A 25,591-nucleotide genomic window follows, 5' to 3' on the forward strand; every position below is an offset into this window, starting at 1 on the left:
CTTAGGCGTCGCACTCCAGGCAGACCGGACCGAGCTTGGTCTCGTGCGACATCTGCGAGCGGTGCTTCACGAGGAAGCACTCAACGCAGGTGAATTCGTCGGCCTGCGGAGGCAGGACGACGACATCGAGGTCGAGGTCGGACAGATCGGCGCCGGGAAGATCGAAACCACCGGGGTTGTCTGAGTCGTCGACATCCACGACTCCGGACATCTTGTCGGGTACGCGCTCCTTGAGGGCCTCAATCGACTCAGAGTCGTCTTCGGTCTTTCGCGGTGCGTCGTAATCGGTTGCCATACCCATCCATTTCTTTATCGCCGATAAACGAAATCGGCGGGCATAGTTTCCAACAATCCCGACGGAATAGCAAACTACGCGCCGTCCGTGTTCACCGGCACAGTCATCAACTTGCGGCACGCCCGGCGTATTCCCCGGAAAAGCGGTGATTGCATGGCAGTCTTGGCGACATCAGTGATCGCGAGAGGGCTTTCGAGATGCAGGAATTGAAAGTTATCGGAGTTGAGAACGGCGCGCTGCTTGCAGCAAGCGAGGATGGTGATCGTTTCCGGATCCCCATCGACGAGGTTCTCCAGTCCCGGCTTCGCCAAACCCAGACCGAGTCGACGTCTGGACCGAAGCTGTCCCCACGCGAGGTGCAGGCGCACATCCGCTCGGGCATGTCCGCCGAGGACGTCGCGGCCGTGACGGGAGCACCCATCGACTTCGTTCGCCGCTTCGAGGGACCTGTCGTCGCCGAGCGCGAATACATCGTGTCCTGTGCGCTGAGCGTGCCCGTGCACACGGCCATCGACCCTGACCCGCTGGAGGGCGGCGCCAACTTCGGCAGCGTCATCCGGGAACGCCTCGCGTCGCTCGGTGCCACCAATGAGCGCTGGGCCAGTTGGAAAGAGCCGGGCGCCGGGTGGATCGTGAAGCTCGCCTTCACGGCGGACGACATCGACCACGATGCCCGCTGGGGCTTCGAACCGAAGAAGAACTCCCTCTCGCCCGTCGGCAACGAGGCCATCGCGCTCTCCCAGCAGGGCGAACTCAAGGGCGCACTCATCCCCCGCCTTCGCGCCGTCGGCGCGGAGACGAGCATGGCCGACGTGTCCCGCTTCGACAGCGGAGCGTTCACGTTCAAGGAATCCTTGGCCGACGACCTGCTCGCCGACACCGCGCCGCTGCTGGACCCGATCCCCTACTCGCGCCCGGCCGGCACGACGGATGCCGTCTCCAAGGCCGCGATCAAGCGCGCCGCCGAGCCGCCCCAGAGCCTGAGCGAAACCGCCGACCTCCTCGAGTCCCTCCGTCGCCGGAGAGGCGAGCGGGAAGCCGCCGTGTTCGAGCACGACGAGGCCCCCGTGGTGCCCTCGCAGGGCATGCGACTGCTGGAGACCCCGGCCCCGGCACCCGTCGTCGAACCGGCCACCGATCCGTCCAGGAATGCCTGGTCGAACCAGGCCGCCACCGGTCAGCCCCGCAACACCGGCAGCCACGGCAAACGCGGCCGGGCCTCGATGCCCAGCTGGGACGAGATCGTCTTCGGCGCGCGCACGGACGACGACCTCGCCTGAACCCGGCAGCCCCGGGTGTCGGGCCGGGGTCAACCGGGATAGTCCAATTCCCGACGGGACCCGACGCGCACTGGCGGTGAACCGGCCAACGGAGTTATAGTTCTGTATCGAACATACGTTCGATTCGGGATGGTGATGAGGTGGTGCCCCGTGTCCAGGGTGGATGAACCGATCAGGGTCTGGACGAGCGCGGCCGGAGAACCGCAGCGGATGGTCTGGCGCGCGCGCCGGTTCCGGGTGACGGACACCCCGACGGCCCTCGTCGGGACCTGCGACTGGTGGCGACCGTTCTCGCCGCACGACTTCGGCATCGGGCATCCGCCGCTCCGGATCGCGGGCTGGCGTTTCCAGGCCACCGCCGACGACGGCGAAACCCACGTCTTCGACGTCGAGCACGGCGAGACCGACGCGGACTGGCAACTGCTGCGCACGTTCGACTAGTGTCCGGCATACTGATCCGATGGCACTGACCGCCTCCGCTCGGGACGTCGCCCGGCTGCGCCTGGTCCGGCACGGCCTCGGCCCCGTCACCGGCGGCTCGCCGGACGGGCCTGTCGAGGTCGTCGAGCGACTCCTCGCCCTGCAGGCGCAGGATTTCACGGCCGCCCGGTGGGCCGTCGGCGTTCGGGCGCCCGGATCATCCGCCGACGACGTGCGCCGGGCGATCGACGACGCAGAGATCGTGCGGTCCTGGCCGATGCGCGGCACCCTCCATTTCGTGCCGGCGGCAGACCTGGGCTGGATGCTCGGCGTGACGGCCCCGAGGGTGCTGGCCGGGATGAGAACCCGCCGCGGCCAGCTCGACCTGGACGAGGCGACCCTCGAACAGGCGAGAGGCGCTGCCCTCTCCTCCCTCGCCGAGGGTCGACAGCTCTCCCGGGCCGGCTTCCTCGCCGCCCTCGAGGCGGCCGGGATCAGTACGGCGGGCCAGCGCGGCTACCACCTGATCGCCCACCTCGCCCTGACCGGCACGATCTGCTGGGGCAGGCAGGTCGGCTCGCAGCAGCAGCTGGTGCTGCTGGAAGGGTGGGTGCGCGCGCCACGACGGCTGGAGCGCGAGGAGGCCCTGGGCGAGTTCGTGCTGCGCTATTTCTCCGGCCATGGGCCGGCCACCGTGCAGGACTTCGTCTGGTGGTCCCAGCTCACCGTCGCCGACGCCCGGGTCGGCCTCGATGTCGCTCGCGACCGGTTGACCGAACTGCAGGTGGAGGGCATCGCGCATTACTGGGCCGCTGCGGCCGACACCGGCGAGACCGGGCGCCCACCGAAGCAACGCACACCGGTGCTCGCGCTTCCCGGCTTCGACGAATACCTGCTCGGCTATCGCAACCGCGGATTCGCGGTGGCCGACGCCGACTTCCCGCGCGTCGTGCCCGGCAAGAACGGGATCTTCCTGCCCCTCGTGCTCGTGAACGGCCGGGTGGCCGGCACCTGGCGCCGGAAGTCCGGCCCGTCCGGAAGCCCGGGCTACGAGGCCATCGCGTTCACCGGCCTGACGGAGCGTCAGCGCACCGGGTTTGACCGGGCAGTCCGGGACTACACCCGCTTCTTCCAGCCTCACGGCGCCCCGGCAGCCGCCGGGCAGGGCGAACCTCGGGAACACGTCGAACGGCCCGGACTGCCCGAGGGCCCGCTCGCGCTACCCTGAGCAAGTGAGACTAACGGCCCGCCTGCAATCCACGAGCCGGATCCCGCTCCTCCAGGCCGTGAAGACCTCCGTTGCCGTCGGGCTGGGCTGGCTGCTCTCGCAGTTCCTGCTCCAGACCGACCTGCCCATCTTCGCCGCCATCGCGGCGCTGCTGGTCGTGCAGCCCAACATCAACCAGACCCTGGGCCGGGCGGTCGAACGCAGCCTCGGGGTCATCGGCGGCGTGCTCATCGCCTATGCGGTCGGCATCGCGTTCGGTCAGTCCAGCTGGATCGTGCTGCTCGCCATCGTCTTCTGCATCATGCTGGCCTGGGCGCTGCGCCTCGCCCCCAGCTCGGCAAGCCAGATCCCGATCAGCGCGATGCTCGTGCTCTCGATCGGGGCGACGACCCCCGAATACGCGCGTGACCGCATCCTGGAAACGATCATCGGGGCGGCCGTCGCGCTCGTCGTCAACGCGCTGATAGTGCCGCCCGTGCTGCTCGCGCCGGCGCATGACGCCGTGGTGCGGCTCGCCCTCGAGGTCGCCGACACCCTCGACCGCATTGTCGACGCCCTCCGTTTTCCGCAGCAGGCCGGCCAGATCGAAGAGATGATGATCAAGGCGCGGCTGCTGCGCCCGATGCTGAGCAAGGCCGAGAAGGCGATCAAGCAGGCCGAGGAGAGCCTCACGCTCAATCCCCGGCACGGGATGCACCGGCGCCTGCTCGACATCGACGAGGAGTTCTACAACCGGCTGATCTCCCTGGTCACCCGCACCATCGGCATGACCAGGTCGCTCAGGGACCACTACGACCACTCGCTCCACCTCGAGCCGACAGTGCTGGCGATCACCGTGGAGCTCAGCCGGGCCGCCCATGACCTGCGGCTGCTGGCGTCGGAGGTCGACCATCCCGACCGCGAGAAGGTGTCCCTGCCCGTGGAGCCGCCGGCCCTGACGGCTCCGCTGATCATCGCGACACCGCATCCGCAGCACTGGATTCTGATCGGCTCACTGATGGAAGACCTCCGCCGGGTGCGCGAGGAGATCAAGGGCGACTAGGTTCGAGGCTGCGGTGGGGGCTCGGCTGAGTTCCGAGCTGCACTCCTGAACTCGGGACAGGACTTGCGGATGGGATCGGAGGCCGGGCAGGTGCGGTGACGGTGGCGACAGGGGCACAACGAAGGGGCCCCGCCGTAGCGGAGCCCCTGTCGAAAGTGCCCGTTACGCCTGGTTCAGCGCAGCCTGGAGTTCAAGGGTGATGGTGACCTTCTCGCCGAGGAGCAGGCCGCCGGTCTCGAGGGCCGCGTTGTACTCGAGGCCGAAGTCTGCACGGGTGACCTCCGTCTTGGCGGTCGCGCCGGCCTTGTAGTTGCCGTAGGGGTCCATGCCGAAGCCGCCGAACTCGAAGTCGAAGGTGACCGGCTTGGTGACGCCCTTGATGGTGAGGTCGCCGTCGACGAGGAAGTCGCCCTTGACGCTGCGTACACCGGTGGAGACGAAGTTGATGCTGGGGAAAGTCTCGGCGTCGAAGAAATCGCCGGTACGGAGGTGACCGTCGCGGTTGGCCTCGTTGGTGTTGATCGAGGCGACCTCGGCGGTGGCGCTGACAGTGCTGTCGAGCGGGTTCACTGCGGTCACGAAGGTCGCGTCGAACTTCTCGAACTTGCCCTTGACCTTGCTGATCATCAGGTGACGGATGCTGAAGCCGACCTCGCTGTGGGTCGGGTCGATGGTCCAGGTCCCAGCCTTGTAGCCGGGGATGTTCGTGATGGTGTCAGTCATGGGTTCTCCTCGAGTCTCAGGCGGTGGATTGTCGCCGTCAATTACATGCAATTGCATAGGATCCCGGTTTATTCCGAATCCGCGGTTATTTCTTTCGTTCCGCCTCGCTATCGGAGCAGCCGGCGGCAATCCACGCCGCACGGTTCTCCGTGCGCCGAGCGCACCGCGAGCCCCCGGCGCACCACGAGCAGCCGGTAGGCCGCGTCGTCGATCTGAGCCTCCGTGATCCGCCCGGATTCGACGGCACCGGCGATTCCGTTAATCAGGGCCGGAATGACCATCCCGACCCGCGCAGGGTCGGCAGGCGTGACGTAGAGCAGCATGGTGTTGCCGGCGGCGATCGCCGCGATCGCGTTCTCGGTCGGGTCGGCGTACTCGGCAAGCCCCGTGTCCTGAAGCATCAGCAGGTCGTCGGTGATCGCAATTCCGGTGAATCCGAGCGTGCGGCGCAGGATCGTGTGCCAGGCCGGGGAGAGACTGGCCGGCCGGGCATCAACGGCCGGATAGGCCAGATGCCCGAACATGACCACCTGCGCGCCGGCTGTGATCCCGGCCCTGAACGGCGGTGCCACCTGGCTGAGCCAGTCCCGATAGCCCAGCCCGGTCGACGGGATGCTCCGGTGCGAGTCCCCCGGTGCCGCCCCGTGCCCCGGGAAATGCTTGAGGGTGCTCAGCACCCGGCCACGTTCGCCGGCGACGGCTGCGGCCACGCGCACGGATGCCGCGGAAGGGTCCGTGCCGAGCACGCGGCCGTACAGGAACGAGTTCGGATCGGCGGTGACGTCGGCCACGATTCCGAAGTTGACGCTGATCCCGGCCGACTGAAGCAGGGCGCCGCGACTGCGGAAGGCGTCCTCGGTGGCCTGCACCGGCTGGGGACGCAGAGCCTCCGCACCCGGGGCCTCGTCATTCCGCAGCCGGTCCACCTCGCCGCCCTCCTGGTCGATCCCGATCACGAGGGGAAGCGCGGCGTCGGCGCTCAGCGCCGAGGTCAACGCGCCGAGGTCCTCCGGTGCGGGCGGCACGTTGTCGCCCATCAGGATGAGCCCGCCGAGGCCGTTGTCGGCGGCGAAGGAGCCGAGCGCGGCGGCATCCGTTCCCGGCTGGTGAAGCATCAGCAGGCTGGAGATCTTCTCGGTCAGGGTCATGACGGACAGGCGCCGCCGAGCGTCGGCAGCGAGCGGGTCGACCGGGGCGCTGGTGCGGGCCGGCGCGGCCTGCGCGTGGGTCCCGGTGCCCCCGGAGGGCGAGACCGGCGAGCAGCCGGCCAGCGCCATCGACAGGGCGACAGCGGCTGCCACAGCGGCGGCGAGCGCCGCGCTCCCGGATGGGCGGCCATGTCGTCCTCCACCGGTGATCATCGGTCAAGGTTAGCCCCGCGAGCCGGCGCGGGCACCCGGTCCCACGACGCGGCCGAGTCGCACTACACTCGGCATTCACAACGGGAGGCACCCGACGGGAGGAACCAGTGGCACGTCGCGACCTGGGCATGCGGGACATCGCCGGCGAAGGCGCGCTCATCGCCGCCGGCGGACGGTCCATCCTGCTGCAGATCGCGAATCCGGCCATCGGGCACGGCGTCGCGCACCACAGCGATTTCGCTTCGCGGCCCCTCGACCGGCTGCGCGGCACACTGACCTACGTCTACGCCGTGGTCTTCGGCACCCCGGCAGAGGCGGCGAGCGCCAGCCGGCGGGTCAACCGCGCTCACGGCCCGGTCGTCGGCGAGGCCGCTGATGGAGCCCCGGCCTACAGCGCGTTCACCCCGGAATTGCAGCTCTGGGTGGCGGCGACCCTGTACGACTCTGCCATCACGATGCGCGAACTGGTCTTCGGGCCGCTGGAAGACGACGTCGCCGACGCCCTCTACCTGGACTACGCCGTTCTCGGAACGGCGCTCCAGGTGCCGGCCGACCTCTGGCCGGTCGATCGCGCGGCGTTCGCCGGGTATTTCCGGGACCGGGTCGCCGAACTTCGCACCGATGCCACCACTCGGGCCGTGGCGAATGAGCTCCTGCACCCGCAGGCCGGACCGGTCTGGCTGCGGATGCTGATGCCGCTGGGCCGTCTCCTCACCGTGGGGCTGCTCCCGGCGCGCGTGCGGGAGCTGTTCGAGCTCGACTGGTCACCGCGGTCGCAGCGGCGGTTCGACCGGCTGCTGGCCATCACGGCAGTGGTCTACCCGCTCCTGCCGATGCGGCTTCGCCATTGGCCGAAGAACCACTACCTGCGCGCGGTGCGCCAATCCATGGCTGAGCCGGCGGTAGTCTGAAGCCTCCCGAACTGAGGACCACAATGACGCAGCCGCCGGTATGAGCGAGCACTCCCCATCGCCCGCGCCCGCCGGCCTCGACGCGATCGACCGGCGAATAGTCGCCGAACTGAGCAGGGACGCGCGCCTGTCGATGCGCCAGGTCGCCGCCCTCGTGCACATCTCCCGCACGGCGGCCCACACTCGGGTGCAGAACCTCGTGCGCCACGGGGTCATCACCGGCTTCGGTGCCCAGATCGATCCGCGCGCCCTCGGCCTGCACGTGTCCGCCCTGGTCGTGGTCAAGATCGGCGACGTCTCCTGGACGGATATCGCGTCCCGGCTCAGCAAGCTGCCCTTCGTCGAGAAGGCCCAGGCGGTCAGCGGGGACATCGACATCATCCTCACGGTCAGCGCGCCCGACCACGAGCAGCTCAGCCAGGCCATCCTGCGCGACATCCACAGTATGCCCGGCGTCATCTCCACCCGGTCCCACCTGATTCTGGAGGAGATCGCCGGTCACGCGCCCGCCGAAGCACCGGACATCTGGCACTGAATCCGAGTTGGATATCGGACGTTTGGCACGGCGACGGGCCTGTTCGAGCCAATCGTTCACATCCGTCGCCGCGGTGTCGTGACCGGCCGACGGATGCCCCACGATTGCGTCATGAGCCTCAATGTCGAGAGCCCGGTCGTGTCCACCGCGTCGGCGCCGCAGCCCCTCCGCCTGATCGATGACACCGGGCATGCCGTGACGGACGACGCGGGCGGTTTCACCCTCCCCGACCCGCTCACGCTGCTCGGCCTGTACCGCCAGATGGTGGTGGCACGCCGGTTCGACGTGCAGGTCACCGCCCTCACCCGGCAGGGCCGTCTGGCCACCTACCCGTCGGCCCTCGGCCAGGAGGCCTGCGAGATCGCGGCCGTCGCGTCGCTCGATCCGGGCGACTGGCTGTTCCCCACCTACCGGGACAGCATCGCCCTGCTCACCCGAGGCGTGAAGCCCGAACACATCCTCGCCTCGTTCCGCGGCGAGTGGCACAGCGGCTACGACCAGTACGAGCACCGGATCGCGCCGCAGGCCACCCCGCTCGCCACCCAGGCGCTACACGCCGTCGGCCTGGCCACCGCGTCCAAACTCAAACGGGACAGCACCGTCGCCCTCACCCTGCTCGGTGACGGCGCCACGAGCGAGGGCGACGCGCACGAGGCGTTCAACTTCGCCGCCGTCTGGCAGGCGCCGGTCGTGTTCGTGGTGCAGAACAACCAGTTCGCGATCAGCGTGCCACTCGACAAGCAGATGCGCTGCCGCACCATCGCCGACAAGGCCATCGGCTACGGCATGCCCGGCTTCTACGTCGACGGCAATGACGTCGCCGCGATGTACGCGGTCACCTCCGCGGCCGTCGACCGTGCCCGCACGGGGGGCGGGCCGACCCTGGTCGAGGGGCTGACCTACCGGATAGAGGCGCACACGAACTCAGACGACCCGAGCCGGTACCGCACGGCGGGCGACGTCGACGTCTGGCGGCGTCGCGACCCGATCGAACGACTGGAGACCTATCTGGTGTCAATCGGCGCCCTGAGCGACCGGGAGCGGGCCGGCATCCGTGACGAAGCCGAGGACCTCGCCGCGGCCACCCGGGACTGCATGACGCTGCCCGTGCAGGCGGACCCGCTCGAGCTGTTCGATCACGTCTATGCCACCCCGCGGCCCGCTCTCGCCGAACAGCGCGCCTTCCTGGCCGCCGAGCTGGCCGAACACGCTGCGCTCGCCGGGCACACCGCGCCCCCGCCCGTTTCCACCCCGTCAGGAGCCCCCGCATGACGCTGCAGAGCACGGCCCCGCACGTCGGTGCCCGCCCACCGGCCACCCTCACCATGGCCGCCGCCCTCAACGCGGCCATCCAGGACTCGATGCGGGACGACCCGACCGTGGTGCTGTTCGGGGAGGACGTCGGTCCCCTCGGCGGCGTCTTCCGGGTCACCGACGGGCTCTATGCCGAGTTCGGCGAGACCCGGGTGAGCGATTCCCCGCTGGCCGAGTCCGGCATCGTCGGCACCGCGATCGGCATGGCCATCTACGGGCTGCGCCCGGTGGTGGAGATGCAGTTCGACGCGTTCAGCTATCCCGCGTTCGAGCAGATCGTGTCGCACCTGGCCAAGATGCGCAATCGCACCCGGGGCCGGATCTCCCTCCCCATCGTCATCCGCATCCCCTACGCCGGCGACATCGGCGGAGTGGAACACCACTCCGACTCGTCCGAGGCCTACTGGTGCGCCACTCCCGGCCTGACGGTCGTGTCGCCGTCCAACCCGGCGGACGCGTATTCGATGCTGCGCGAGGCCATCGCCAGCGACGACCCGGTGATCTTCATGGAACCCAAGAGCCGGTACTGGATGAAGGAGCAGCTCACTCTGCCCGTGCAGACCGCACCGATGAACACCGCCGTCGTGCTCCGGGAGGGCACCGACGTCACGCTCATCGCCTACGGCCCCACGGTGAAGACCGCCCTGGCCACCGCGGAACTGGCGATGGAGGAGGGACTGTCGATCGAGGTCATCGACCTGCGCAGCCTGTCACCGTTCGACGACGAGACCGTCGGCGCGTCCCTGCGCAAGACGAGCCGGGCCGCGGTCGTGCACGAGGCCGCTCAGTTCGGCGGGTACGGCGCGGAGGTCGCGGCACGGCTCACCGAACGCAACTTCTTCCACCTCGCCGCGCCCATCCTGCGGATCACCGGATTCGACATCCCCTACCCGTCGCCCAAACTCGAGGAGTACTTCCTGCCGACCCCCGACCGGATCCTCGCCGCACTCGGCACCTGGGAGTGGTCATGATGACGAACGACTTCATCCTGCCTGACCTCGGCGAAGGGCTGACCGAGGCGGAGATCGTTTCCTGGCTGGTGAGCGTCGGCGACACCATCGCGATCGACCAGCCCGTGGTCGAGGTCGAATCCGCCAAGTCGATCGTCGAGCTGCCGTCACCGTTCGGCGGCGTGGTGAAGGCGCTCTTCGGCGAGGCCGGCCAGGTGATCCACTCCGGCCAGGTGCTGCTGAGCGTGACGGATGCCGGGGCGCCGCCCACGGAGAGCACGCTGTCGGGGTCCGCGCCCGCGGCTACGCCCGGGGCCGCGCCGGCCCCCGCACTCGCGGCGTCGGCGCCCGCGTCGTCGGCGTCCTCTGCCGAGCCGAGCGGGGCATCCGGCGCCGTGCTCGTCGGCTACGGCACGAGTGAGAACACCCGGCCGGTCCGGCGGCCGTCCGCGGCGCGGTTCGGCGCCAGGGCCGGCCAGCCTGCTCCCGCGCCGGTTCCCTCGGCCACCGCAGCGGTGGTCGCTCCCGCGGCCGCCCCTGCAGCCGCCCCCGCGCCCGGCCCTGTAGTCACCCCGGAAGCCGGCCCTGCAGCCGGCCCGACCAGCCTCGGCCGCCCGTCACCGGTCGTCTCCCCGATCGTGAGACGGCTCGCCCGCGAGAACGGCTTCGACGCGAGCACCCTCCGCGGCAGCGGGCCGAACGACCTGGTCCTGCGTCGTGACGTCGAGGCCCGGATCCGCGCTGCCGAGGCACCGGTGCCCGCCGTGGCGGCAGCGCCCGCCCAGGCGGCAGCGCCGGCCGTGGCAGCACCGGCCGTGGCAGCACCACCGACGACCGGGGACACCCGCATTCCGATCACGGGGCTCCGCAAGGTCGTCGCCGAACGCCTGGCCCAGTCCCGGCGGGAGATCCCCGAGGCAACGATCTGGCTCGACGTGGACGCCACGGAGCTGTTCGCCGCCCGGGACCGGTTGCTCGCCGACACCGGGGAACGCTTCAGCGTGACCGCCCTGATCGCGCGTTTCGTCGTGGCCGGCCTGCGCCGCTACCCGCTCCTCAACGCATCCGTCGACACCGCCAGCCAGGAGATTCTCGTGCGCGGGGACATCAACCTCGGCATTGCCGCGCAGACTCCGCGGGGCCTGATGGTCCCGGTCGTGCAGGGCGCTCACGCCCTGACCACCCGTCAGCTGCGGGACGCCATCGCCGGGCTGGTCACACAGGCCGGCGACGGTGCGTTCTCCCCCGGAGCCCTGGCCGGGGGAACCTTCACCCTGAACAACTTCGGTTCCCTCGGGGTGGACGGGTCGGCGGCGATCATCAACCACCCGGAGGCCGCGATCCTCGGCATCGGCCGGATGATCGAACGCCCGTGGGTGGTCGACCACCAGCTCGCCGTGCGCACCGTCGTCGAGCTGTCCATGGTCTTCGACCACCGGGTCTGCGACGGGGACACGGCGGCGGGGTTCCTCACCTACGTCGCCCGGTGCATCGAATCCCCCGTCTCCCTGCTCGCCGACCTCTGAGCCCGCCGGCCCCGGCACCCGGCAGCCGGCAGCCTGGGGCCGGAAGCCGGGAGCCGGCGCGGTCAAATTCGACGGACTTTTTCCGGTTTCAGGCCCGAAATGGCGTTCTCAGCCGGCCGTGGAGCAAAATCTCCGTCGAATTCGACGGGGCCTCGGGCCCACGGCTCACACCCCGGCGGACCGGAGCCGGCCGCCCCTAGTTCTTGCTGACCAGGGTGAGCACGTCGTAGCTGGCGACGACCTCATCGTTCTGGTTGTGCAGCACGGCGTCCCAGCAGACCTCGCCGTAGTCCTCCGTCTCCCGCGGCGTGATCCGCTTGGCGGTGAGGGTGACCCGGATGCTGTCGCCCGGGGAGACCGGGGTAAGGAACCGGAGTCGTTCCAGCCCGGAGTTCGCGAGCACGGGCCCGGGAGCCGCATCCACGAACAGCCCGGCCGCCCAAGAGACCAGCAGGTACCCGTGGGCGACGATCCCGGGGAAGAACGGGTTCGCCGCGGCCGCTTCCGCATCGGTGTGCGCGTAGAACTTGTCCCCTGTCGCCTCGGCGAACGCGGTGATGTCGGCGAGGGTCACGGTGCGCGGTCCGCCCTGCACCTGGTCGCCCACCCGGAGCACGGCCAGAGACTTGCGGAACGGGTGGATCCCGTGCCGCACCGCGGCACCGGTGTGCCACTGGCCGGTGATCGCGGTGAGCATGTCGGGCGAGCCCTGGATGGCGGTGCGCTGCATGTGGTGCAGCACCGAGCGGATGCCGCCCAGCTCCTCGCTGCCGCCGGCGCGGCCGGGGCCGCCGTGCACCAGGTGCGGCACGGGAGCTCCGTGGCCGGTGCTGCTGCGCGCGTCGACCCGGTCGAGCATCAGGACCCGCCCGTGGTGGGCGGCGATGCCGAGCACCAGGGCTCGGGCGACGTTCGGGTCGTGGGTCGCGACCGTGGCCACCAGCGAGCCGCCGCCGAGGGCGGCCAGGGCGACTGCGTGGTCCAGGCCGGTGTACTCGATGATCGAAGCGACGGGACCGAACGCCTCGATCTCGTGCACGGCGGGGCTTTCGGCGTCGTCGAAGGCCAGGAGCAGCGGCCCCACGAAGGCGCCGTTGGGGTCGGTGCCGGCCGGGGCATCCGTCGACCCCATCACGATCCGGCCGCCGCCGCCCTGCAGTCGGGCGACGCTCGAGAGCACCTCCCGGCGCTGGTCGAGGCTGGCCAGGGGGCCCATGGTGACGCCATCGGCACGCGGGTCGCCGATCCTGACCCGGCGCTCCACCCGCTCGGCCACGGCCGCGACGATCTCGTCGCGCCGCCCGGCCGGCACGATCAGCCGGCGGATGCTCGTGCACTTCTGGCCGGCCTTGCTGGTCATCTCGGTGACGGCGGATGCGACGTAGGCGTCGAACTCGGCCGTGCCCTTGGTGGCGTCAGGGCCCAGGATCGCCGCGTTGAGGGAGTCGGTCTCGCTGGTGAACCGCACGCCGCCCTCGACCACGTTCGGGTGCGCCTTGAGGCTGCGCGCGGTGCCGGCCGAGCCGGTGAAGGCGACGAGGTCGCGGTAGTCGAGGTGATCGATCAGGTCACGGGCGCTGCCGGAGACGAGTTGCAGGGTTCCGGCCGGCAGGATTCCGGAGGCGATGATGTGGCGAACGACCGCCTCGGTGAGGTAGCCGGTGGGAGAGGCGGGCTTGACGATCGAGGGTACCCCGGCGATGAACGCGGGGGCGAACTTCTCCAGCATCCCCCAGACCGGGAAGTTGAACGCGTTGATCTGGCAGGCCACCCCGGGGATGCGGGTGTAGATGTGCTGGCCGCTGAACGAGCCGTCCCGCGACAGCGCCTCGACGTCGCCGTCGACGTAGACCTGGCTGTTGGGCATCTCCCGCCGGCCCTTCGACGACAGGGTGAACAGCACGCCGATGCCGCCGTCGATGTCGACCATCGAGTCGTACCGGGTCGCACCGGTGCGCGCGGAGAGCGTGTACAGCTCCTCCTTGACCCCGCTCAGGTACTGCGCGAGCTGCTTGAGCAGGATGGCGCGCTGGTGGAAGGTGAGCCGGCCGAGCGAGGCCTGGCCGACCGTGCGGGCGTGCTCGACCACGTCGGCGAGGTCGAGTCCCTCGCTGCTGACCGAGGCGACCTCCTCGCCGGTGCTCGCGTCGAGCACCAGCTGGGACCGGGAACCGTCCGCCGGGGTCCACCAGGAGTCGAGGACGTAGCTGGGCACGATCGTGCCGGTGCTGAGGAGAGTCATGATGCGTCCTTCCAATCGAAGAATCCTTGGCCGCTCTTGCGTCCGAGGTCACCGCGGGCGACGAGGTCGCGCAGCAGCTGCGGCGGGGCGAACCTCTCACCGAGGGTGGAGTGCAGGTGCTCGGCGATGCCGAGGCGCACGTCGAGTCCGACCAGGTCGGTGGTGCGCAGCGGCCCGACCGGATGCTTGTAGCCGAGCACCATGGCCGCGTCGATGTCGGCGGGGCTGGCGACGCCTTCTTCGACCATCCGGATGGCCTCCAGCGCGATCGCGACGCCGAGCCGGGAGCTGGCGAATCCGGGTGAGTCGCGCACCAGGATCGGCGTCTTGCCGAGGGCGGAGACCCAGCCGGCGGCCAGGCCGACGAGCTCAGGGCTGGTGACCTCCCCCATGACGACCTCGATCAGGGTCGAGACCGGCACCGGGTTGAAGAAGTGCAGCCCGATGAACCGGTCCGGGCGTTCGAGCACCCCGCCGAGTTCGGTGATCGAGAGCGACGAGGTGTTCGAGGCCAGCCAGGCGTCGGGGGCCAGCTGCGCCTCCACGCTGCGGAGCGCCTCCGTCTTCAGCGCCACGACCTCAGGCACGGCCTCGACGACGAGGCCGGCGCCGGCGAGAGCCGAGGCATCCGTCGCCACGCTCAGCCGGTCGGCGTAGCTGGACCGTTCGCCCTGGATCGCGCCGAGGCGGAGGGCTGTGTCGACGGCGCCGAGCACGCGCTCCCGTGCCGCGGCGGCCGCGTCGGCGCCCCGCTCGACGACGGTGACGTGCGCGCCGGCGACGAGGAAGGCGTGGGCGATGCCCGCGCCCATTCGTCCGCCGCCGAGCACGCCGACCTGGGTGGGCACGGTGGTGGGCGCGGGCGCGGGCTGATGGTCCGTGCTGCCGGGGGCGAGCGTCATCGTTTCTTCCTTTCCAGGAATGCGGTCATTCGGGCGAATTTCTCTTCGGATTCGAAGAGGACGGCCTGGGCCTCGTTGTCGGCGCGCGGATGCCGGGCGCGCGGCACGTGGAAGACCTCCTTGGCGAGCTGGGTGGCGAGGGGGTCCTGGGCGGCGATCCGGTCCGCGAGGGAGTGCGCGGCGGCGAGCAGCCGTTCCGCCGGGTGCACCTCGGTGACCAGGCGCACGGCGAGCGCCTCCTCAGCGGTGAGGATGCGGCCGGCCAGGATGATCTCCTTGGCGACGGGTTCGCCGACGAGCTCGGCCAGTCGCCAGAGCGCCCCGGCGGCGGGGATGATGCCGAGGGAGGTCTCCGGGTTGCCGAGGCGAGCCGTTTCGGAGGCGATCCGGAAGTCGGCGGCGTAGGCCAGTTCGGCCCCGCCTCCCAGCGCCCAGCCGTCGATCGCGGCGATGACCGGCATCGGCAAGCGGGCGATCCGCTCGAACAGCTCCGAGTTGATGCCCGTGAGGGCGTCGTCGCGGCGGCGCTCCCTCAGCTGGGCGATGTCGGCGCCGGAGGCGAAGACCCCGGCTGCGCCGCACAGGATCAGGATCCTCGGCCCGCGTTCCAGTTCGCTGCAGAGCAGGTGCAGTTCGTCGACCATGGCCTGGTCGATCGCGTTGCGCACGTCGGGGCGGTTCAGCTGTACCTGCACCCGGTCGGGGCGGCGTTCGACGAGCAGGGTGCTGAATTCCCGGGGCATCTAGACACTCTCCACGATGAGGGCCGAACCCTGGCCGACGCCGACGCACATGGTGGCGAGGCCGCGCCGGGCGCCCTCGCGTTCCATCCGGCCGAGCAGGGTGACCAGGATGCGCGCCCCGGAGGAGCCGAGCGGGTGACCGAGGGCGATCGCGCCCCCGTTGCGGTTGACGATCTCCGGGTCGAGGCCGAGGCGGCGGATGCACGCCAGAGACTGGGTGGCGAAGGCCTCGTTGAGTTCGACCGCGTCCAGGTCCTGGATGCCGAGGCCCAGCCTGCGCAGGAGCTTCTCGGTGGCGGGCACGGGGCCGAGGCCCATCGTCTCCGGCGCGACGCCGGCACTGGCGCCGCCCGCGACCCGGGCCCGGGGGGTCAGCCCGAGACGTTCGATGGCGGCTTCGCTGGCCACGACGATGGCGGAGGCCCCGTCGTTGAGCGAACTGGCGTTCCCGGCCGTGACGATTCCGCCCGGGCGGACGACCGAGCGCAGGCCGGCGAGCCGTTCGAGGGTGGTGTCCGCACGGGGGCCCTCGTCGGCGTCGACCAGGCCGGCCCGGGTGGGCACCGGCACGATCTCGGGGGCGAAGGTGCCGCCCTGCCGGGCGTCGACGGCAAGCCGGTGAGAGCGCAGGGCGAAGGCGTCGGCATCCGCCCGGCTGATGCCGTCGATCGCGGCGACCTCCTCGGCCGTTTCCGACATGGAGAAGGTGGCCTTGTCGCGCTCGGTGAGGCGCGGGTTGGTGAAGCGCCAGCCGATCGACGTGTCGACGATCTCCCCCGGTTTAGCCCATGCCTTCTCGGGTTTGGCGAGCACCCAGGGCGCCCTCGTCATCGATTCGACGCCGCCGGCGATGACCAGGTCGGCCTCGCCTGCCTTGATCATGCTGGCGGCCAGGTGCACCGCGGAGAGGCCGGAAGCGCAGAGCCGGTTGACCGTGATCCCGGGGATGCTGTCGGGCAGCCCCGCGAGGAGCACGGCCATCCGGGCGACGTTGCGGTTGTCCTCGCCGGCCTGGTTGGCCGCGCCCATGATCACTTCGTCGATCAGCAGCGGGTCGAGGCCGGAGCGGCTCACGACGGCGGACAGCACGAGGGCGGCCAGGTCATCGGGGCGAACGCCGGCAAGCGCCCCGCCGTATCGGCCGATGGGAGTTCGAACACCATCAACGAGGAATGCTTCGGGCATGGCTTCATCACCTTTGATCGCCGTATTACTTACTGACCGTTCGTTCCGTAAAGAATGACACAGAAACAGCGGATGCGGCAACCGACCCTCCGGTCGGGCAGGTCGGGCACAATGGAGTCGTGACTGCCCGACCGAAGGATGCGACCCATCCGTCCACGCCCGCGCTCGGGCTCCGCCGCGATCTCGCCCGGCCCGCCGACCACCCGCGCACCGACCGGGTCACCTACATCGAGTTGTTCTTCGACCTCGTCTTCGTGTTCGCCCTCACCCAGCTGTCCCGCTTCCTCTACGAGAACCAGTCCTGGGTCGGCGCGCTCGAATCCGCGACCCTGGTGCTGGCGCTGTGGTGGGTGTGGGTGCACACGACCTGGGTGACGAACGTGCTCGACCCGGCCCGGTTGCCGGTGCGCCTGGTGGTGATCGGGCTCTCGCTCGTGGGCCTGCTCCTGAGCGTGTCGATCGGGGAGTCGTTCGGCGACCGCGGCCTCACCTTCGCCCTCGCCTACGTGGCGCTGCAGCTGGGGCGCACGGTCTTCATGGCACTGGCGCTGGCGCGCCACGACCGGGTGCTCTACCGGAATTTCCTGCGCATCCTGGTCTGGCTCTCGGTCTCGGGCGTCTTCTGGATCATGGGGGCGCTGCTGCCGTTGGAGTTCCGGCTCCCGCTGTGGATCGCCGGGCTCCTGGTCGAGTACGTCTCGGCAAGCATCGGTTTCCGGCTGCCGGGTCTCGGCCGGTCGGGTCTGGACGACTGGGACCTCTCCGGCCCGCACATCGCCGAGCGCAGCGCGCTGTTCGTGATCATCGCGCTGGGCGAATCCATCCTCGTCAGCGGTTTCGCGTTCGTCGACCAGGACGCGTCGCTTCCCGGGGTCCTCGGCCTGCTCCTCGCCTTCACCGGTGGCGTGATGATGTGGTGGCTGTACTTCGACCACGGTGAGCGGGCCGGGAGCCGCGCGATCGCCGCGTCGGCGGAGCCGGGCCGGATCGCACGCCTCGCCTACACCTACGTGCACGCGATCATCATCGCCGGCATCGTGCTGACCAGTGTTGCCGACAAGGAGATCCTGGCGCATCCGGACGAGCCGATGCGGCTGTCGACGGCCGTGGTGATCACCGGCGGGCCATTCGTCTATCTCATCGGGCTCCAGCTGTTCCGCTGGATCGTCGCCCGGCAGGTGCTGGCGTCACACCTGGCCGGGATCGCCCTCCTGGCGCTCGCGTTCGCCGCAGCCGGGCTGGTCTCGCCGCTCGCCCTCGCCGGCCTGTGCACTGCCGTCCTGATGCTCGTCGCGGCCTGGGAGACCATCGTGCGGCTCCGGGCCGGCACGACCGATGCCGACGCCGGCTGACCTGCCCCGTCCTGTTCCCGGACCGTTCCGGCCGCGAGAGCGATGGAACGGAGCGGGGAACGGAGGGGCGGATCAGAAGAAGCCGTCGGGCGTGCCCGCCGCCTTCGTGACCTCATCGGTGCCGACGCCCGCGGCGGCGAGCTTGGCCATCGCCACGCGCAGCCCTGATTCCATCTGCGCCGCCCAGACCTCGGTCTCCCGGCTGCCGGCGTCCGCGGCATCCGCCCGCGCGATCGCCTTCTCCTTCTCGGCGCGCTCGTTCTTGACCTGCTGGATGCTCAGGGTGATCCCGTAGTACGCGGCGACCATCGACGCGATCGGCGTCGCGAACACGGCGAGGGCGTTGATGCTCTCGCTGGACACCCCGACGAGGATCATCACGATGAAGGCCAGCGCGAGCGCGCCGATGCCGACGAGCACGACGAGGGCCGTGCGCTGGGCGGTGTTCGAGTGTGCGATGGTGTGCACGGCGGCGGCGGCGGTCGGCGCGGCCGGAGCAGGGACCGATGCGGCGCCGTCGAAGGTGGGCATCACCGCGGTCCGGTCGTCCTGGTTCGTGGGCAGGTCAGTCATCTGTTGCTCCATCTTCAATGTGCGATCGGGTGGGGAGTTCAATCGAGGCGTCGTCCGGGGCTCCGTCGAGGAAGACCCGTTTGTAGGAGCGGCCGTCCGGCAGTTCCACGGTGCGGCTGGCCAGTTTGCCCCGGCTCACCTGCAGGTAGACGGCCTGCACCGTGACTCCCAGTGTCGCCGCCGCCTGCGCGACAGACAAACCGGGCAGCTCCGTCGGCACGCTGCTGGGCCGGGCGCCGCGCTTGCGGCCGGCGGCCAGCCGCGCCGCGATGTCCTCGTCGGTGCCGCTCCAGCGCCACCGGGCCGCCGCCGGTTTCAACCCGGCGGCGTCGGCGATCTCGTCCCAGCCGGCGCCGGCGTCCAGGGCATCCCTCACCCCGGCCAGGGTGGCCGGGTCGGCCTCGAGTTCGTGGACCAGGCGACGGATGGCCCGCACCCGTTCAAGCGGCGGCGCAGCCTGGTCCTCGTTCAGTTCGGCCAATCGCACCAGGGCAGCCCGGGTGGACGGCGCCAGGAATGAGCTCATCGCGGTCATCGGTCCCGCTGGTGACGCGGGGCCGCGCTTCCGGGCCGGTCGCAGAACACGACGACGGCGTGCCCGGCCAGGGTCAGCCCGCCGTCGTGGGTCGCGACGACGGCGTCTCCTGATGCGGCGAACGACGCGGCCGGCCGGCCGCCCGTCGTGGCGACCCGGCAGGGTTCCAAACCCAGGTTGACCACGATCTCCGTCTCGCCGCGGCGCAGGCTGAGCCGGCGCTCCCGCTCGTCGACGTCCACCTGGATCCGGTCGAAGCGGGGGTCCGTGAAGCCGGGAACGGCTCGGCGCAGAACCGCCAGGGCCTGGTAGTACGACAGCAGGCGGGCGCTGCCTGGTTCATCCGGCTCTGTCCAGTCGAGCCGGGACCGGGTGAACGTCTCCGGGTCCTGGGGGTCGGGCACCAGGGCAGGGTCCCAGCCCATCCGGGCGAACTCGCTGATCCGGCCATTCCTGGTCGCCTCGCCGAGCTCGGGCTCCGGGTGCGAGGTGAAGAACTGCCACGGTGTGCGGGCACCCCACTCCTCCCCCATGAAGAGCATGGGCGTGAACGGGCCCAGCAGGGTCAGGGTCGCCGCGATGGCGAGCTGGCCTGCGTCCAGCTGGGCGCCGAGCCGGTCGCCGATGGCGCGGTTGCCGATCTGGTCGTGGTTCTGGCTGGCGACGACGAGGCGCCAGGCCGGCATCCGCTCGGTGTCGATCGGGCGGCCGTGGGTGCGTGCCCGGAAGCTGGAGAAGGTGCCGTCGTGGAAGAAACCGTGGGTGAGCACCTTCGCGAGGGCGCCGAGCGGCTCGAAGTCGGCGTAGTAGCCCGTGGTCTCGCCGGTCAGGGCGACGTGCACCGCATGGTGGAAGTCGTCGCTCCACTGCCCGGTGAGCCCGTAACCGCCCGCCTCCCTGGTGGTGATCAGGCGCGGGTCGTTGAGGTCGGATTCGGCGACCAGGCTGAGCGGGCGGCCGACGTGCGCGCTCAGGGCGTCGACCTCGATGGCCAGTTCCTCGAGCAGGTGGGTGGCCCGCTCGTCGTGCAGGGCGTGCACCGCGTCCAGGCGCAGGCCGTCGACATGGTAGTCGCCGAGCCACATCAGGGCGTTGTCGATGATGTAGCGGCGCACCTCGTCCGAGCCGGGGCCGTCCAGGTTGAGTGACGATCCCCAGGTGTTCCCGGCGGCAGCGCTGAGGTAGGGCCCGAACTTGCCCAGGTAGTTGCCGCTCGGCCCGAGGTGGTTGTAGACGACGTCCTGGATGACGCCGATGCCGGCCCGGTGGCAGGCGTCGACGAAGCGGCGGTAGGCGGCCGGGCCGCCGTAGCCCTCGTGCACCGCGTACCAGAGCACGCCGTCGTAGCCCCAGTTGTGGGCGCCGTTGAACGCGTTCACGGGGAGCAGCTCCACGAAGTCAACGCCGATCGAGGCGAGGTGGGCCAGCTTCCCGGCCGCGGCGTCGAGCGTGCCCTCCGGGGTGAATGTGCCCAGGTGCAGCTCGTAGATGGTGCTTCCGGCCAGCTGGCGGCCGGTCCAGGCCTGGTCGGTCCAGGCCCCGCCGTGATCCACGGTCCGGGACAGGCCGTGCACCCCGTTCGGCTGGTGCCGCGAGCGAGGGTCGGGGAACGGGCCCTCGCCGTCGACCCGGAAGCCGTAGTCGAGCGGGCCGGAGGCACCAGGCCGTGGGGCCCGCCACCAGCCGTCGCCGGTTCGGGTCATCGGCAGTGTGGCGCCGGCGAGCACCAGCTCCACCGTGGCCGCGGCCGGAGCCCAGATCTCGAAGGACTCACTGTCCTCCAGCGGCGCCTTGTCCTCGAAGGGTTCACCGGGCATGTCGGCCGCCTTTCGTCGCTTCGCGCCGGTCGGCGGCGTCCTCGGTCACGAGCAGCGCCACCGGGTAGCGCGCCAGCAGGTCGGCCAGCCTGATCGACCCGCCGTCGAAACGGATGCCGGTGAGAAGGTCGACGACCTGGCGGCCGGCGAGCACGATGGTCGTGTCCTCCCACCCGCCCGCGTCGGCCAGGCCGAGCGGGAGCCGGGTCGCGACGGTGACGGCCTCGCCGCGGTCGAATGCGATCACGTGCCCGGCCCGTGCCCCGAAGGCCGGGACCGGCGCGTAGCGGAAGAACCGGCCCGGCTCGTCGCGGCGCAGTCGCAGGGCACGGCTGGTGACCAGCAGTTTGGCCGCACCGCTCTCGTCGACCTCCGGCAGCCATCCGTCGTCGATCCGGGCCAGGTAGTCGCGCCGGAGCGCGTAGTCGACGGGGCGGCGGTTGTCGGGGTCGACCAGGGAGGTCTCCCACAGTTCGCTGCCCTGGTACACGTCGGGCACGCCGGTGGTGGTGAGCTGCACGAGCTTCGCGGCGAGGGAGTTGCTCCAGCCTGCGTGCCGCACCCGGTCGACGAACCCGGTGATCGTGCCGGCGACGGACTCGTTCCCGGTCGTCGCGGCGGTGAGGTCACGCAGCGCCGTTTCGAAAGCATCGTTCCGGTCGGTCCAGGTGGTCGAGGTTCCGGCCTCCCGCGCGGCCTTCTCCGCGTAGGCGCCGAGACGTTCGGGGCTGGCCGGCCAGGCGCCGATCACGGCCTGCCAGAGCAGGTTCTCGAACGGGGCGTCGCCGAGCGGCGCCGCCTGGCGGAGAGAGTCCAGGGTGCTCGCCCATTCGGCGGGGACCTCGGCGAGCACGGTGATCCTGGCCCGCACGTCTTCGCCGCGTTTGGTGTCGTGGGTGGCGAGCGTGGTCATCGAGCCGGGCATGGTGGCCTGCCGCAGTTGCTGGCGGCGGTGGAACTCGGCCGGGTCGATCGTGAATTCCGACGGGTCGGCGCCGACCTCGTTGAGCGAGGTCAGCCGGCTGTAACGGTAGTAGGCGGTGTCTTCGACGCCCTTGGCCATCACCATTCCGGAGGTCTGCTGGAACCTGACGGCGGCGGGATGCCCCGGGTCGCCGAGCACGGGCAGCAGCAGGTCGATCGTCGACACCAGCTCGGGGCGGCGGGCCACGGCCGACCGTGCGGCGGCCTGCAGCCGGTCGATGCCGACCGGGAGGTAGGAGCGGTAGACCGGGAAGCAGGCGAGCAGTTCGGCGATCGCGTCAGCCGGGTCGGCGATCTCCGGCACCAGCCTGGCCAGTCGCAGCACCTCGGCGCGCAGGGTCCGGTCGGCGATGGTGCGCTTGTCGGCGTGCACCAGCTCCTCCCAGGCGAGCGCGTCGGCGTCCTCGAGGCGTCCCGCTTCCCGCTGCAGGCGCGTCTCGAGGGCGTCGAGTTCATCTTCGCCGGCCGGGTCGACGAGGACGCGGTCGAAGTCGCCCAGCGCGTCGTAGCCGGTGGTGCCGCTGGTGGCCCAGTTCGCCGGCAGCTGTTCGTCACCCTCGAGGATCTTCTCGACGAGCACGTAGGTACCCCCGGTGGCCGCGCGCAGCCGGTCGAGGTAGCCGCCCGGATCGGCCAGGCCGTCGGGGTGGTCGACCCGCAGGCCGTGCAAGAGCCCGTCCCGCACCCAGCGCACGATCTCCCGGTGCGATTCCTCGAACACCCAGGGCACTTCGACCCGGATCCCGGCGAGGCTGTTGACGGCGAAGAAACGCCGGTAGTTCAGGTCGGTGTCGGCGCGGCGCCAGCTGACGAGTTCGTAATGCTGGCGGGAGTGCACGGTGCGGGCGTCAGCCCCGTCGTCGGCGCTGCCGGCGGCAAGCGGGAACCGGTTGTCGAAGTAATGGAGTTCGTCGCCGACGATCTCAAGCGCGTCGAGTTCAGCGTCACCGTCACCGAGCACCGGGAGCAGGATGCGGCCCGCTCCGGCCGCCCAGTCCACGTCGAATGCTTCGGCGAAGCGCGAGCCCCGGCCGCCCGCGAGCAGGTCCCACCACCAGGCGTTCTGCCGCGGGGTGGCGACCCCGACGTGGTTGGGAACGATGTCGACGAGGATTCCCCGCCCCGCCTCCCTCGCGGCCGTCGCCAACCGGAGGAGCCCGTCCGGCCCGCCGCGCGCCGGGTCGACGGTGGAATGGTCGACCACGTCGTAGCCGTGGTCGGAGCCTTCCTCCGCCGCGAGCAGCGGCGAGAGGTAGAGCCAGTCCACGCCGAGCGCGGTGACATAGTCGAGGATGCCGGCGGCAGCGTCCAGATCGAAGTCCGCCGTGATCTGGACCCGGTAGGTGGAAAGCGGGATCCTCACTTGTTCTCTTCCGGCTTGGCGCGCGGCTTCCGCGTTTTCTTCACCGGCTCTGCGGACGGTTCGGCCGTCGCCTCGACGGCCGGCGCCGAACCCGGAGCGGCAGCATCCGCTGCGACGCCGCCGGACAGGGAGTCGGGCGGGATCGGCGAACCGGCCAGGGCCGCGAGGGAGGCCGCGACGGAGTGATCCGGGACGGATTCGGGCGGCTGGTAGGCGCGCAACACCACGAGCGAGCGCGACGACACGGTCTGCACGGCGCCGGCGGCGTGCGGCAGGGCATCCGCTCCGTGGCCCGCGGTGTCGACGACGATCTCCCAGGCCGGCGCGTAGTCAGCGGACGGCAGGGTGAAGGCGACGTCTTCGTGGTCCGCGTTGAAGATGAGGAGGAAGTTGACGTCGGTGACGTTCTCACCGCGCGAGTTCCGCTCCCGGATCCCGTCACCGTTCAGGAACATGCCGACCGTGCGAGCCCGGTTCTCATCCCAGTCCTGCGTCTGCATCTCCTGGCCGTCGCTGTTCAGCCAGACGATGTCGGGCAGCGGGTCGCCCTCGGCACGCTTGCCGGGATTCCCGTCGAAGAACCGGCTGCGCCGGAAGGTGGGGTGTTCTTTCCGCAGCCGGGACACGGCGGCCGTAAATTCGATCAGGGGGTGGTCGGCATCATCCCAGTGGATCCAGCTCAGCTCGGAGTCCTGCGCGTAGGTGTTGTTGTTGCCCTGCTGGGTGCGGCCGAGTTCGTCGCCGTGCAGGATCATCGGCACGCCCTGCGAGAGCAGCATGGTGGCCAGGAAGTTGCGGTGCTGCCTGGCGCGCAGGGACTGCACCTCCGGGTCGTCGGTGGGACCTTCCACGCCCATGTTCCAGGACCGGTTGTGCGATTCGCCGTCGTTGTTTCCCTCGCCGTTGGCGTCGTTGTGCTTGTCGTTGTACGAGACGAGGTCGTTGATGGTGAACCCGTCGTGCGCGGTGACGAAGTTGATCGACGCGACCGGGCGTCGCCCGGAGTGCTCGTAGAGGTCGGCGGAGCCGGTGATCCGGGAGGCGAACTCGCCGAGGGTCGACGGTTCACCTCGCCAGAAGTCGCGCACGGTGTCGCGGTACTTGCCGTTCCACTCCGTCCACTGGGCGGGGAAGTTGCCGACCTGGTAGCCGCCGGGGCCGACGTCCCACGGTTCGGCGATGAGCTTGACCTGGGACACGATCGGATCCTGCTGCACGAGCTCGAAGAAGGTGGACAGCTTGTCGACGTCGTAGAGGTCGCGGGCCAGCGCCGAGGCCAGGTCGAACCGGAAGCCGTCGACGTGCATCTCGATCACCCAGTACCGCAACGAGTCCATGATGAGCTGCAGGGAGTGCGGATGCCGCACGTTGAGCGTGTTGCCGGTGCCCGTGTAGTCCATGTAATAGCGCTTGTCGTCGTCCATCAGCCGGTAGTAGGCCTGGTTGTCGATGCCCTTGAAGGAAATGGTCGGGCCGAGGTGGTTGCCCTCCGCGGTGTGGTTGTAAACCACGTCGAGGATGACCTCGATGCCGGCATCGTGCAGGCTGCGCACCATCCCCTTGAACTCCTGCACCTGCTGGCCGCGGTCGCCGGTCGACGAGTACGCGTTGTGCGGGGAGAAGAAGCCGATGGTGTTGTAGCCCCAGTAGTTGTTCAGCCCCTTTTCCTCGAGGGTGCCGTCGTTGACGAACTGGTGCACCGGCATCAGCTCGATGGCGGTGACGCCGAGCTTCTGCAGGTGGTCGATGACCGACGGATGCGCGACTCCCGCGTAGGTGCCGCGCTGGGACTCCGGCACGAGCTCCTGCAACTTGGTGAGCCCCTTGACGTGGGCCTCGTAGATCAGCGATTCGCTGTACGGCGTGCGCAGCGGGCGGTCGCCGACCCAGTCGAAGAACGGGTTGACGACGACGCCCAGCATCATGTGCGACGCGGAGTCGTCGTCGTTGCGCGAATCGGGGTCGCCGAAGTCATAGGAGAACAGCGACGGGTCCCAGTCGATGGTGCCGCAGGTGGCCTTAGCGTACGGGTCGAGCAACAGCTTGTTCGGGTTGGCGCGCTGGCCGTTCTCCGGGTCGTAGTCGCCGTGCACCCGATAGCCGTAGCGCTGGCCGGGTTGCACGAGCGGGAGGTAGCAGTGCCAGATGAACGCGCTGGACTCGATGACGTCGATGCGTGTTTCGCCGCCGTCATCATCGAACAGGCAGAGTTCCACCTGGGTGGCGGCCTCGCTGAAGAGGGCGAAGTTCGTTCCGCTCCCGTCATAGGTGGCGCCGAGCGGGTAAGCAGTTCCAGGCCAGGTTTCCAAG

22 protein-coding genes are annotated in these 25,591 nt (G+C 70.1%); 10 read left to right on the plus strand and 12 right to left on the minus strand.

The window, feature by feature from the left end; translation table 11 throughout:
* Nucleotide 1: 1 nt before the first annotated feature.
* A complete protein-coding gene (locus E3O48_RS11630; protein WP_066599570.1) occupies nt 2-295 on the minus strand; it encodes a DUF4193 domain-containing protein in 294 nt (97 codons plus the stop codon).
* Nucleotides 296-492: 197 nt separating this feature from the next.
* Between E3O48_RS11630 and sepH the strand changes: the two genes are divergently transcribed.
* The 4 genes from sepH to E3O48_RS11650 all read left to right on the plus strand — a co-directional run bounded on the left by sepH (nt 493) and on the right by E3O48_RS11650 (nt 4,265).
* Entirely contained in the window at nt 493-1,575 is a 1,083-nt protein-coding gene (gene sepH, locus E3O48_RS11635; RefSeq protein ID WP_134538996.1) for a septation protein SepH, read from the plus strand.
* 150 nt (nt 1,576-1,725) lie between these two features.
* The gene (locus tag E3O48_RS11640) at nt 1,726-2,016 is read left to right on the plus strand and encodes a hypothetical protein (RefSeq protein ID WP_134509958.1); all 291 of its coding nucleotides are present in this window, start codon (nt 1,726-1,728) and stop codon (nt 2,014-2,016) included.
* Between the two features lie 19 nt (nt 2,017-2,035).
* A complete protein-coding gene (locus E3O48_RS11645) occupies nt 2,036-3,223 on the plus strand; it encodes a winged helix DNA-binding domain-containing protein (protein ID WP_134538998.1) in 1,188 nt (395 codons plus the stop codon).
* 4 nt (nt 3,224-3,227) lie between these two features.
* On the plus strand, nt 3,228-4,265 hold the full coding sequence (locus E3O48_RS11650) for an aromatic acid exporter family protein (protein ID WP_134509962.1): 1,038 nt from the start codon (nt 3,228-3,230) through the stop codon (nt 4,263-4,265).
* A gap of 162 nt (nt 4,266-4,427) precedes the next feature.
* On the opposite strand, the gene E3O48_RS11655 is transcribed toward E3O48_RS11650, so the two are convergent.
* Together E3O48_RS11655 and E3O48_RS11660 are read right to left on the minus strand one after the other, a co-directional pair.
* Entirely contained in the window at nt 4,428-4,988 is a 561-nt protein-coding gene (locus E3O48_RS11655) for a YceI family protein (RefSeq protein WP_134539000.1), read from the minus strand.
* A 107-nt stretch (nt 4,989-5,095) separates the two neighbouring features.
* The gene (locus E3O48_RS11660) at nt 5,096-6,349 is read right to left on the minus strand and encodes a glycoside hydrolase family 3 N-terminal domain-containing protein (RefSeq protein WP_134539001.1); all 1,254 of its coding nucleotides are present in this window, start codon (nt 6,347-6,349) and stop codon (nt 5,096-5,098) included.
* A gap of 107 nt (nt 6,350-6,456) precedes the next feature.
* On the opposite strand from E3O48_RS11660, the gene E3O48_RS11665 reads away from it, so the two are divergent.
* The 5 genes from E3O48_RS11665 to E3O48_RS11685 all read left to right on the plus strand — a co-directional run bounded on the left by E3O48_RS11665 (nt 6,457) and on the right by E3O48_RS11685 (nt 11,585).
* On the plus strand, nt 6,457-7,260 hold the full coding sequence (locus tag E3O48_RS11665; RefSeq protein ID WP_241974899.1) for an oxygenase MpaB family protein: 804 nt from the start codon (nt 6,457-6,459) through the stop codon (nt 7,258-7,260).
* A 40-nt stretch (nt 7,261-7,300) separates the two neighbouring features.
* Nucleotides 7,301-7,795 (plus strand): Lrp/AsnC family transcriptional regulator, encoded by a 495-nt coding sequence (locus E3O48_RS11670; RefSeq protein ID WP_134509968.1) that lies wholly within the window; start codon nt 7,301-7,303, stop codon nt 7,793-7,795.
* Between the two features lie 111 nt (nt 7,796-7,906).
* Nucleotides 7,907-9,067, plus strand: coding sequence for a pyruvate dehydrogenase (acetyl-transferring) E1 component subunit alpha (gene pdhA, locus E3O48_RS11675; RefSeq protein WP_194088068.1), 1,161 nt, complete (start codon nt 7,907-7,909; stop codon nt 9,065-9,067).
* Complete coding sequence (locus E3O48_RS11680; RefSeq protein ID WP_134509972.1) at nt 9,064-10,080, plus strand: alpha-ketoacid dehydrogenase subunit beta; 1,017 nt, start codon at nt 9,064-9,066, stop codon at nt 10,078-10,080. The genes pdhA and E3O48_RS11680 overlap by 4 nt, the downstream gene beginning before the upstream one ends.
* On the plus strand, nt 10,077-11,585 hold the full coding sequence (locus tag E3O48_RS11685; protein ID WP_134539005.1) for a dihydrolipoamide acetyltransferase family protein: 1,509 nt from the start codon (nt 10,077-10,079) through the stop codon (nt 11,583-11,585). Before E3O48_RS11680 ends, E3O48_RS11685 begins: the two co-directional genes overlap by 4 nt.
* Before the next feature lie 196 nt (nt 11,586-11,781).
* On the opposite strand, the gene paaZ is transcribed toward E3O48_RS11685, so the two are convergent.
* The 4 genes from paaZ to E3O48_RS11705 are packed head-to-tail and all read right to left on the minus strand — an operon-like array spanning nt 11,782 to nt 16,657.
* On the minus strand, nt 11,782-13,827 hold the full coding sequence (paaZ, locus tag E3O48_RS11690; protein ID WP_134539007.1) for a phenylacetic acid degradation bifunctional protein PaaZ: 2,046 nt from the start codon (nt 13,825-13,827) through the stop codon (nt 11,782-11,784).
* Entirely contained in the window at nt 13,824-14,729 is a 906-nt protein-coding gene (locus E3O48_RS11695) for a 3-hydroxyacyl-CoA dehydrogenase family protein (protein WP_134539009.1), read from the minus strand. Before E3O48_RS11695 ends, paaZ begins: the two co-directional genes overlap by 4 nt.
* The gene (locus E3O48_RS11700; RefSeq protein ID WP_134539011.1) at nt 14,726-15,472 is read right to left on the minus strand and encodes an enoyl-CoA hydratase/isomerase family protein; all 747 of its coding nucleotides are present in this window, start codon (nt 15,470-15,472) and stop codon (nt 14,726-14,728) included. The genes E3O48_RS11695 and E3O48_RS11700 overlap by 4 nt, the downstream gene beginning before the upstream one ends.
* Complete coding sequence (locus tag E3O48_RS11705; RefSeq protein ID WP_134539013.1) at nt 15,473-16,657, minus strand: acetyl-CoA C-acyltransferase; 1,185 nt, start codon at nt 16,655-16,657, stop codon at nt 15,473-15,475.
* Between the two features lie 119 nt (nt 16,658-16,776).
* Between E3O48_RS11705 and E3O48_RS11710 the strand changes: the two genes are divergently transcribed.
* Nucleotides 16,777-18,009 carry a low temperature requirement protein A gene (locus tag E3O48_RS11710; protein ID WP_134507520.1) on the plus strand — a complete coding sequence of 411 codons (1,233 nt, stop codon included), beginning with the start codon at nt 16,777-16,779 and terminating at the stop codon, nt 18,007-18,009.
* Between the two features lie 72 nt (nt 18,010-18,081).
* Here E3O48_RS11710 and E3O48_RS11715 read toward each other — a convergent pair whose 3' ends face one another.
* Genes E3O48_RS11715 through glgX form a run of 5 tightly spaced genes read right to left on the minus strand, consistent with a single transcriptional unit; the run spans nt 18,082 to nt 25,590 of the window.
* A complete protein-coding gene (locus E3O48_RS11715) occupies nt 18,082-18,582 on the minus strand; it encodes a hypothetical protein (protein WP_134539015.1) in 501 nt (166 codons plus the stop codon).
* Nucleotides 18,575-19,108: a hypothetical protein gene (locus E3O48_RS11720; protein WP_134539017.1), complete on the minus strand. Its 534-nt coding sequence runs from the start codon at nt 19,106-19,108 to the stop codon at nt 18,575-18,577. Before E3O48_RS11720 ends, E3O48_RS11715 begins: the two co-directional genes overlap by 8 nt.
* A gap of 5 nt (nt 19,109-19,113) precedes the next feature.
* Nucleotides 19,114-20,934, minus strand: a complete 1,821-nt coding sequence (gene treZ / locus E3O48_RS11725; RefSeq protein WP_134539019.1) for a malto-oligosyltrehalose trehalohydrolase — start codon at nt 20,932-20,934, stop codon at nt 19,114-19,116.
* The gene (treY, locus tag E3O48_RS11730; protein WP_134539021.1) at nt 20,924-23,281 is read right to left on the minus strand and encodes a malto-oligosyltrehalose synthase; all 2,358 of its coding nucleotides are present in this window, start codon (nt 23,279-23,281) and stop codon (nt 20,924-20,926) included. The genes treZ and treY overlap by 11 nt, the downstream gene beginning before the upstream one ends.
* Entirely contained in the window at nt 23,278-25,590 is a 2,313-nt protein-coding gene (gene glgX / locus E3O48_RS11735) for a glycogen debranching protein GlgX (RefSeq protein WP_134539023.1), read from the minus strand. Before glgX ends, treY begins: the two co-directional genes overlap by 4 nt.
* Between the last annotated feature and the right edge of the window lies 1 nt (nt 25,591).

It is taken from the genome of Cryobacterium sp. HLT2-28 (genome assembly GCF_004402495.1).
Lineage (GTDB): Bacteria > Actinomycetota > Actinomycetes > Actinomycetales > Microbacteriaceae > Cryobacterium > Cryobacterium mannosilyticum.

Bases quoted from the DNA above. Each gene is read 5' to 3' on its own strand.
- E3O48_RS11630 (WP_066599570.1), bottom strand. From the start codon at position 295: ATGGCAACCGATTACGACGCACCGCGAAAGACCGAAGACGACTCTGAG.
- sepH (WP_134538996.1), top strand. From the start codon at position 493: ATGCAGGAATTGAAAGTTATCGGAGTTGAGAACGGCGCGCTGCTTGCA.
- E3O48_RS11645 (WP_134538998.1), top strand. From the start codon at position 2,036: ATGGCACTGACCGCCTCCGCTCGGGACGTCGCCCGGCTGCGCCTGGTC.
- E3O48_RS11655 (WP_134539000.1), bottom strand. From the start codon at position 4,988: ATGACTGACACCATCACGAACATCCCCGGCTACAAGGCTGGGACCTGG.
- E3O48_RS11660 (WP_134539001.1), bottom strand. From the start codon at position 6,349: ATGATCACCGGTGGAGGACGACATGGCCGCCCATCCGGGAGCGCGGCG.
- E3O48_RS11670 (WP_134509968.1), top strand. From the start codon at position 7,301: ATGAGCGAGCACTCCCCATCGCCCGCGCCCGCCGGCCTCGACGCGATC.
- pdhA (WP_194088068.1), top strand. From the start codon at position 7,907: ATGAGCCTCAATGTCGAGAGCCCGGTCGTGTCCACCGCGTCGGCGCCG.
- E3O48_RS11680 (WP_134509972.1), top strand. From the start codon at position 9,064: ATGACGCTGCAGAGCACGGCCCCGCACGTCGGTGCCCGCCCACCGGCC.
- E3O48_RS11685 (WP_134539005.1), top strand. From the start codon at position 10,077: ATGATGACGAACGACTTCATCCTGCCTGACCTCGGCGAAGGGCTGACC.
- paaZ (WP_134539007.1), bottom strand. From the start codon at position 13,827: ATGACTCTCCTCAGCACCGGCACGATCGTGCCCAGCTACGTCCTCGAC.
- E3O48_RS11695 (WP_134539009.1), bottom strand. From the start codon at position 14,729: ATGACGCTCGCCCCCGGCAGCACGGACCATCAGCCCGCGCCCGCGCCC.
- E3O48_RS11700 (WP_134539011.1), bottom strand. From the start codon at position 15,472: ATGCCCCGGGAATTCAGCACCCTGCTCGTCGAACGCCGCCCCGACCGG.
- E3O48_RS11705 (WP_134539013.1), bottom strand. From the start codon at position 16,657: ATGCCCGAAGCATTCCTCGTTGATGGTGTTCGAACTCCCATCGGCCGA.
- E3O48_RS11715 (WP_134539015.1), bottom strand. From the start codon at position 18,582: ATGACTGACCTGCCCACGAACCAGGACGACCGGACCGCGGTGATGCCC.
- E3O48_RS11720 (WP_134539017.1), bottom strand. From the start codon at position 19,108: ATGAGCTCATTCCTGGCGCCGTCCACCCGGGCTGCCCTGGTGCGATTG.
- treZ (WP_134539019.1), bottom strand. From the start codon at position 20,934: ATGCCCGGTGAACCCTTCGAGGACAAGGCGCCGCTGGAGGACAGTGAG.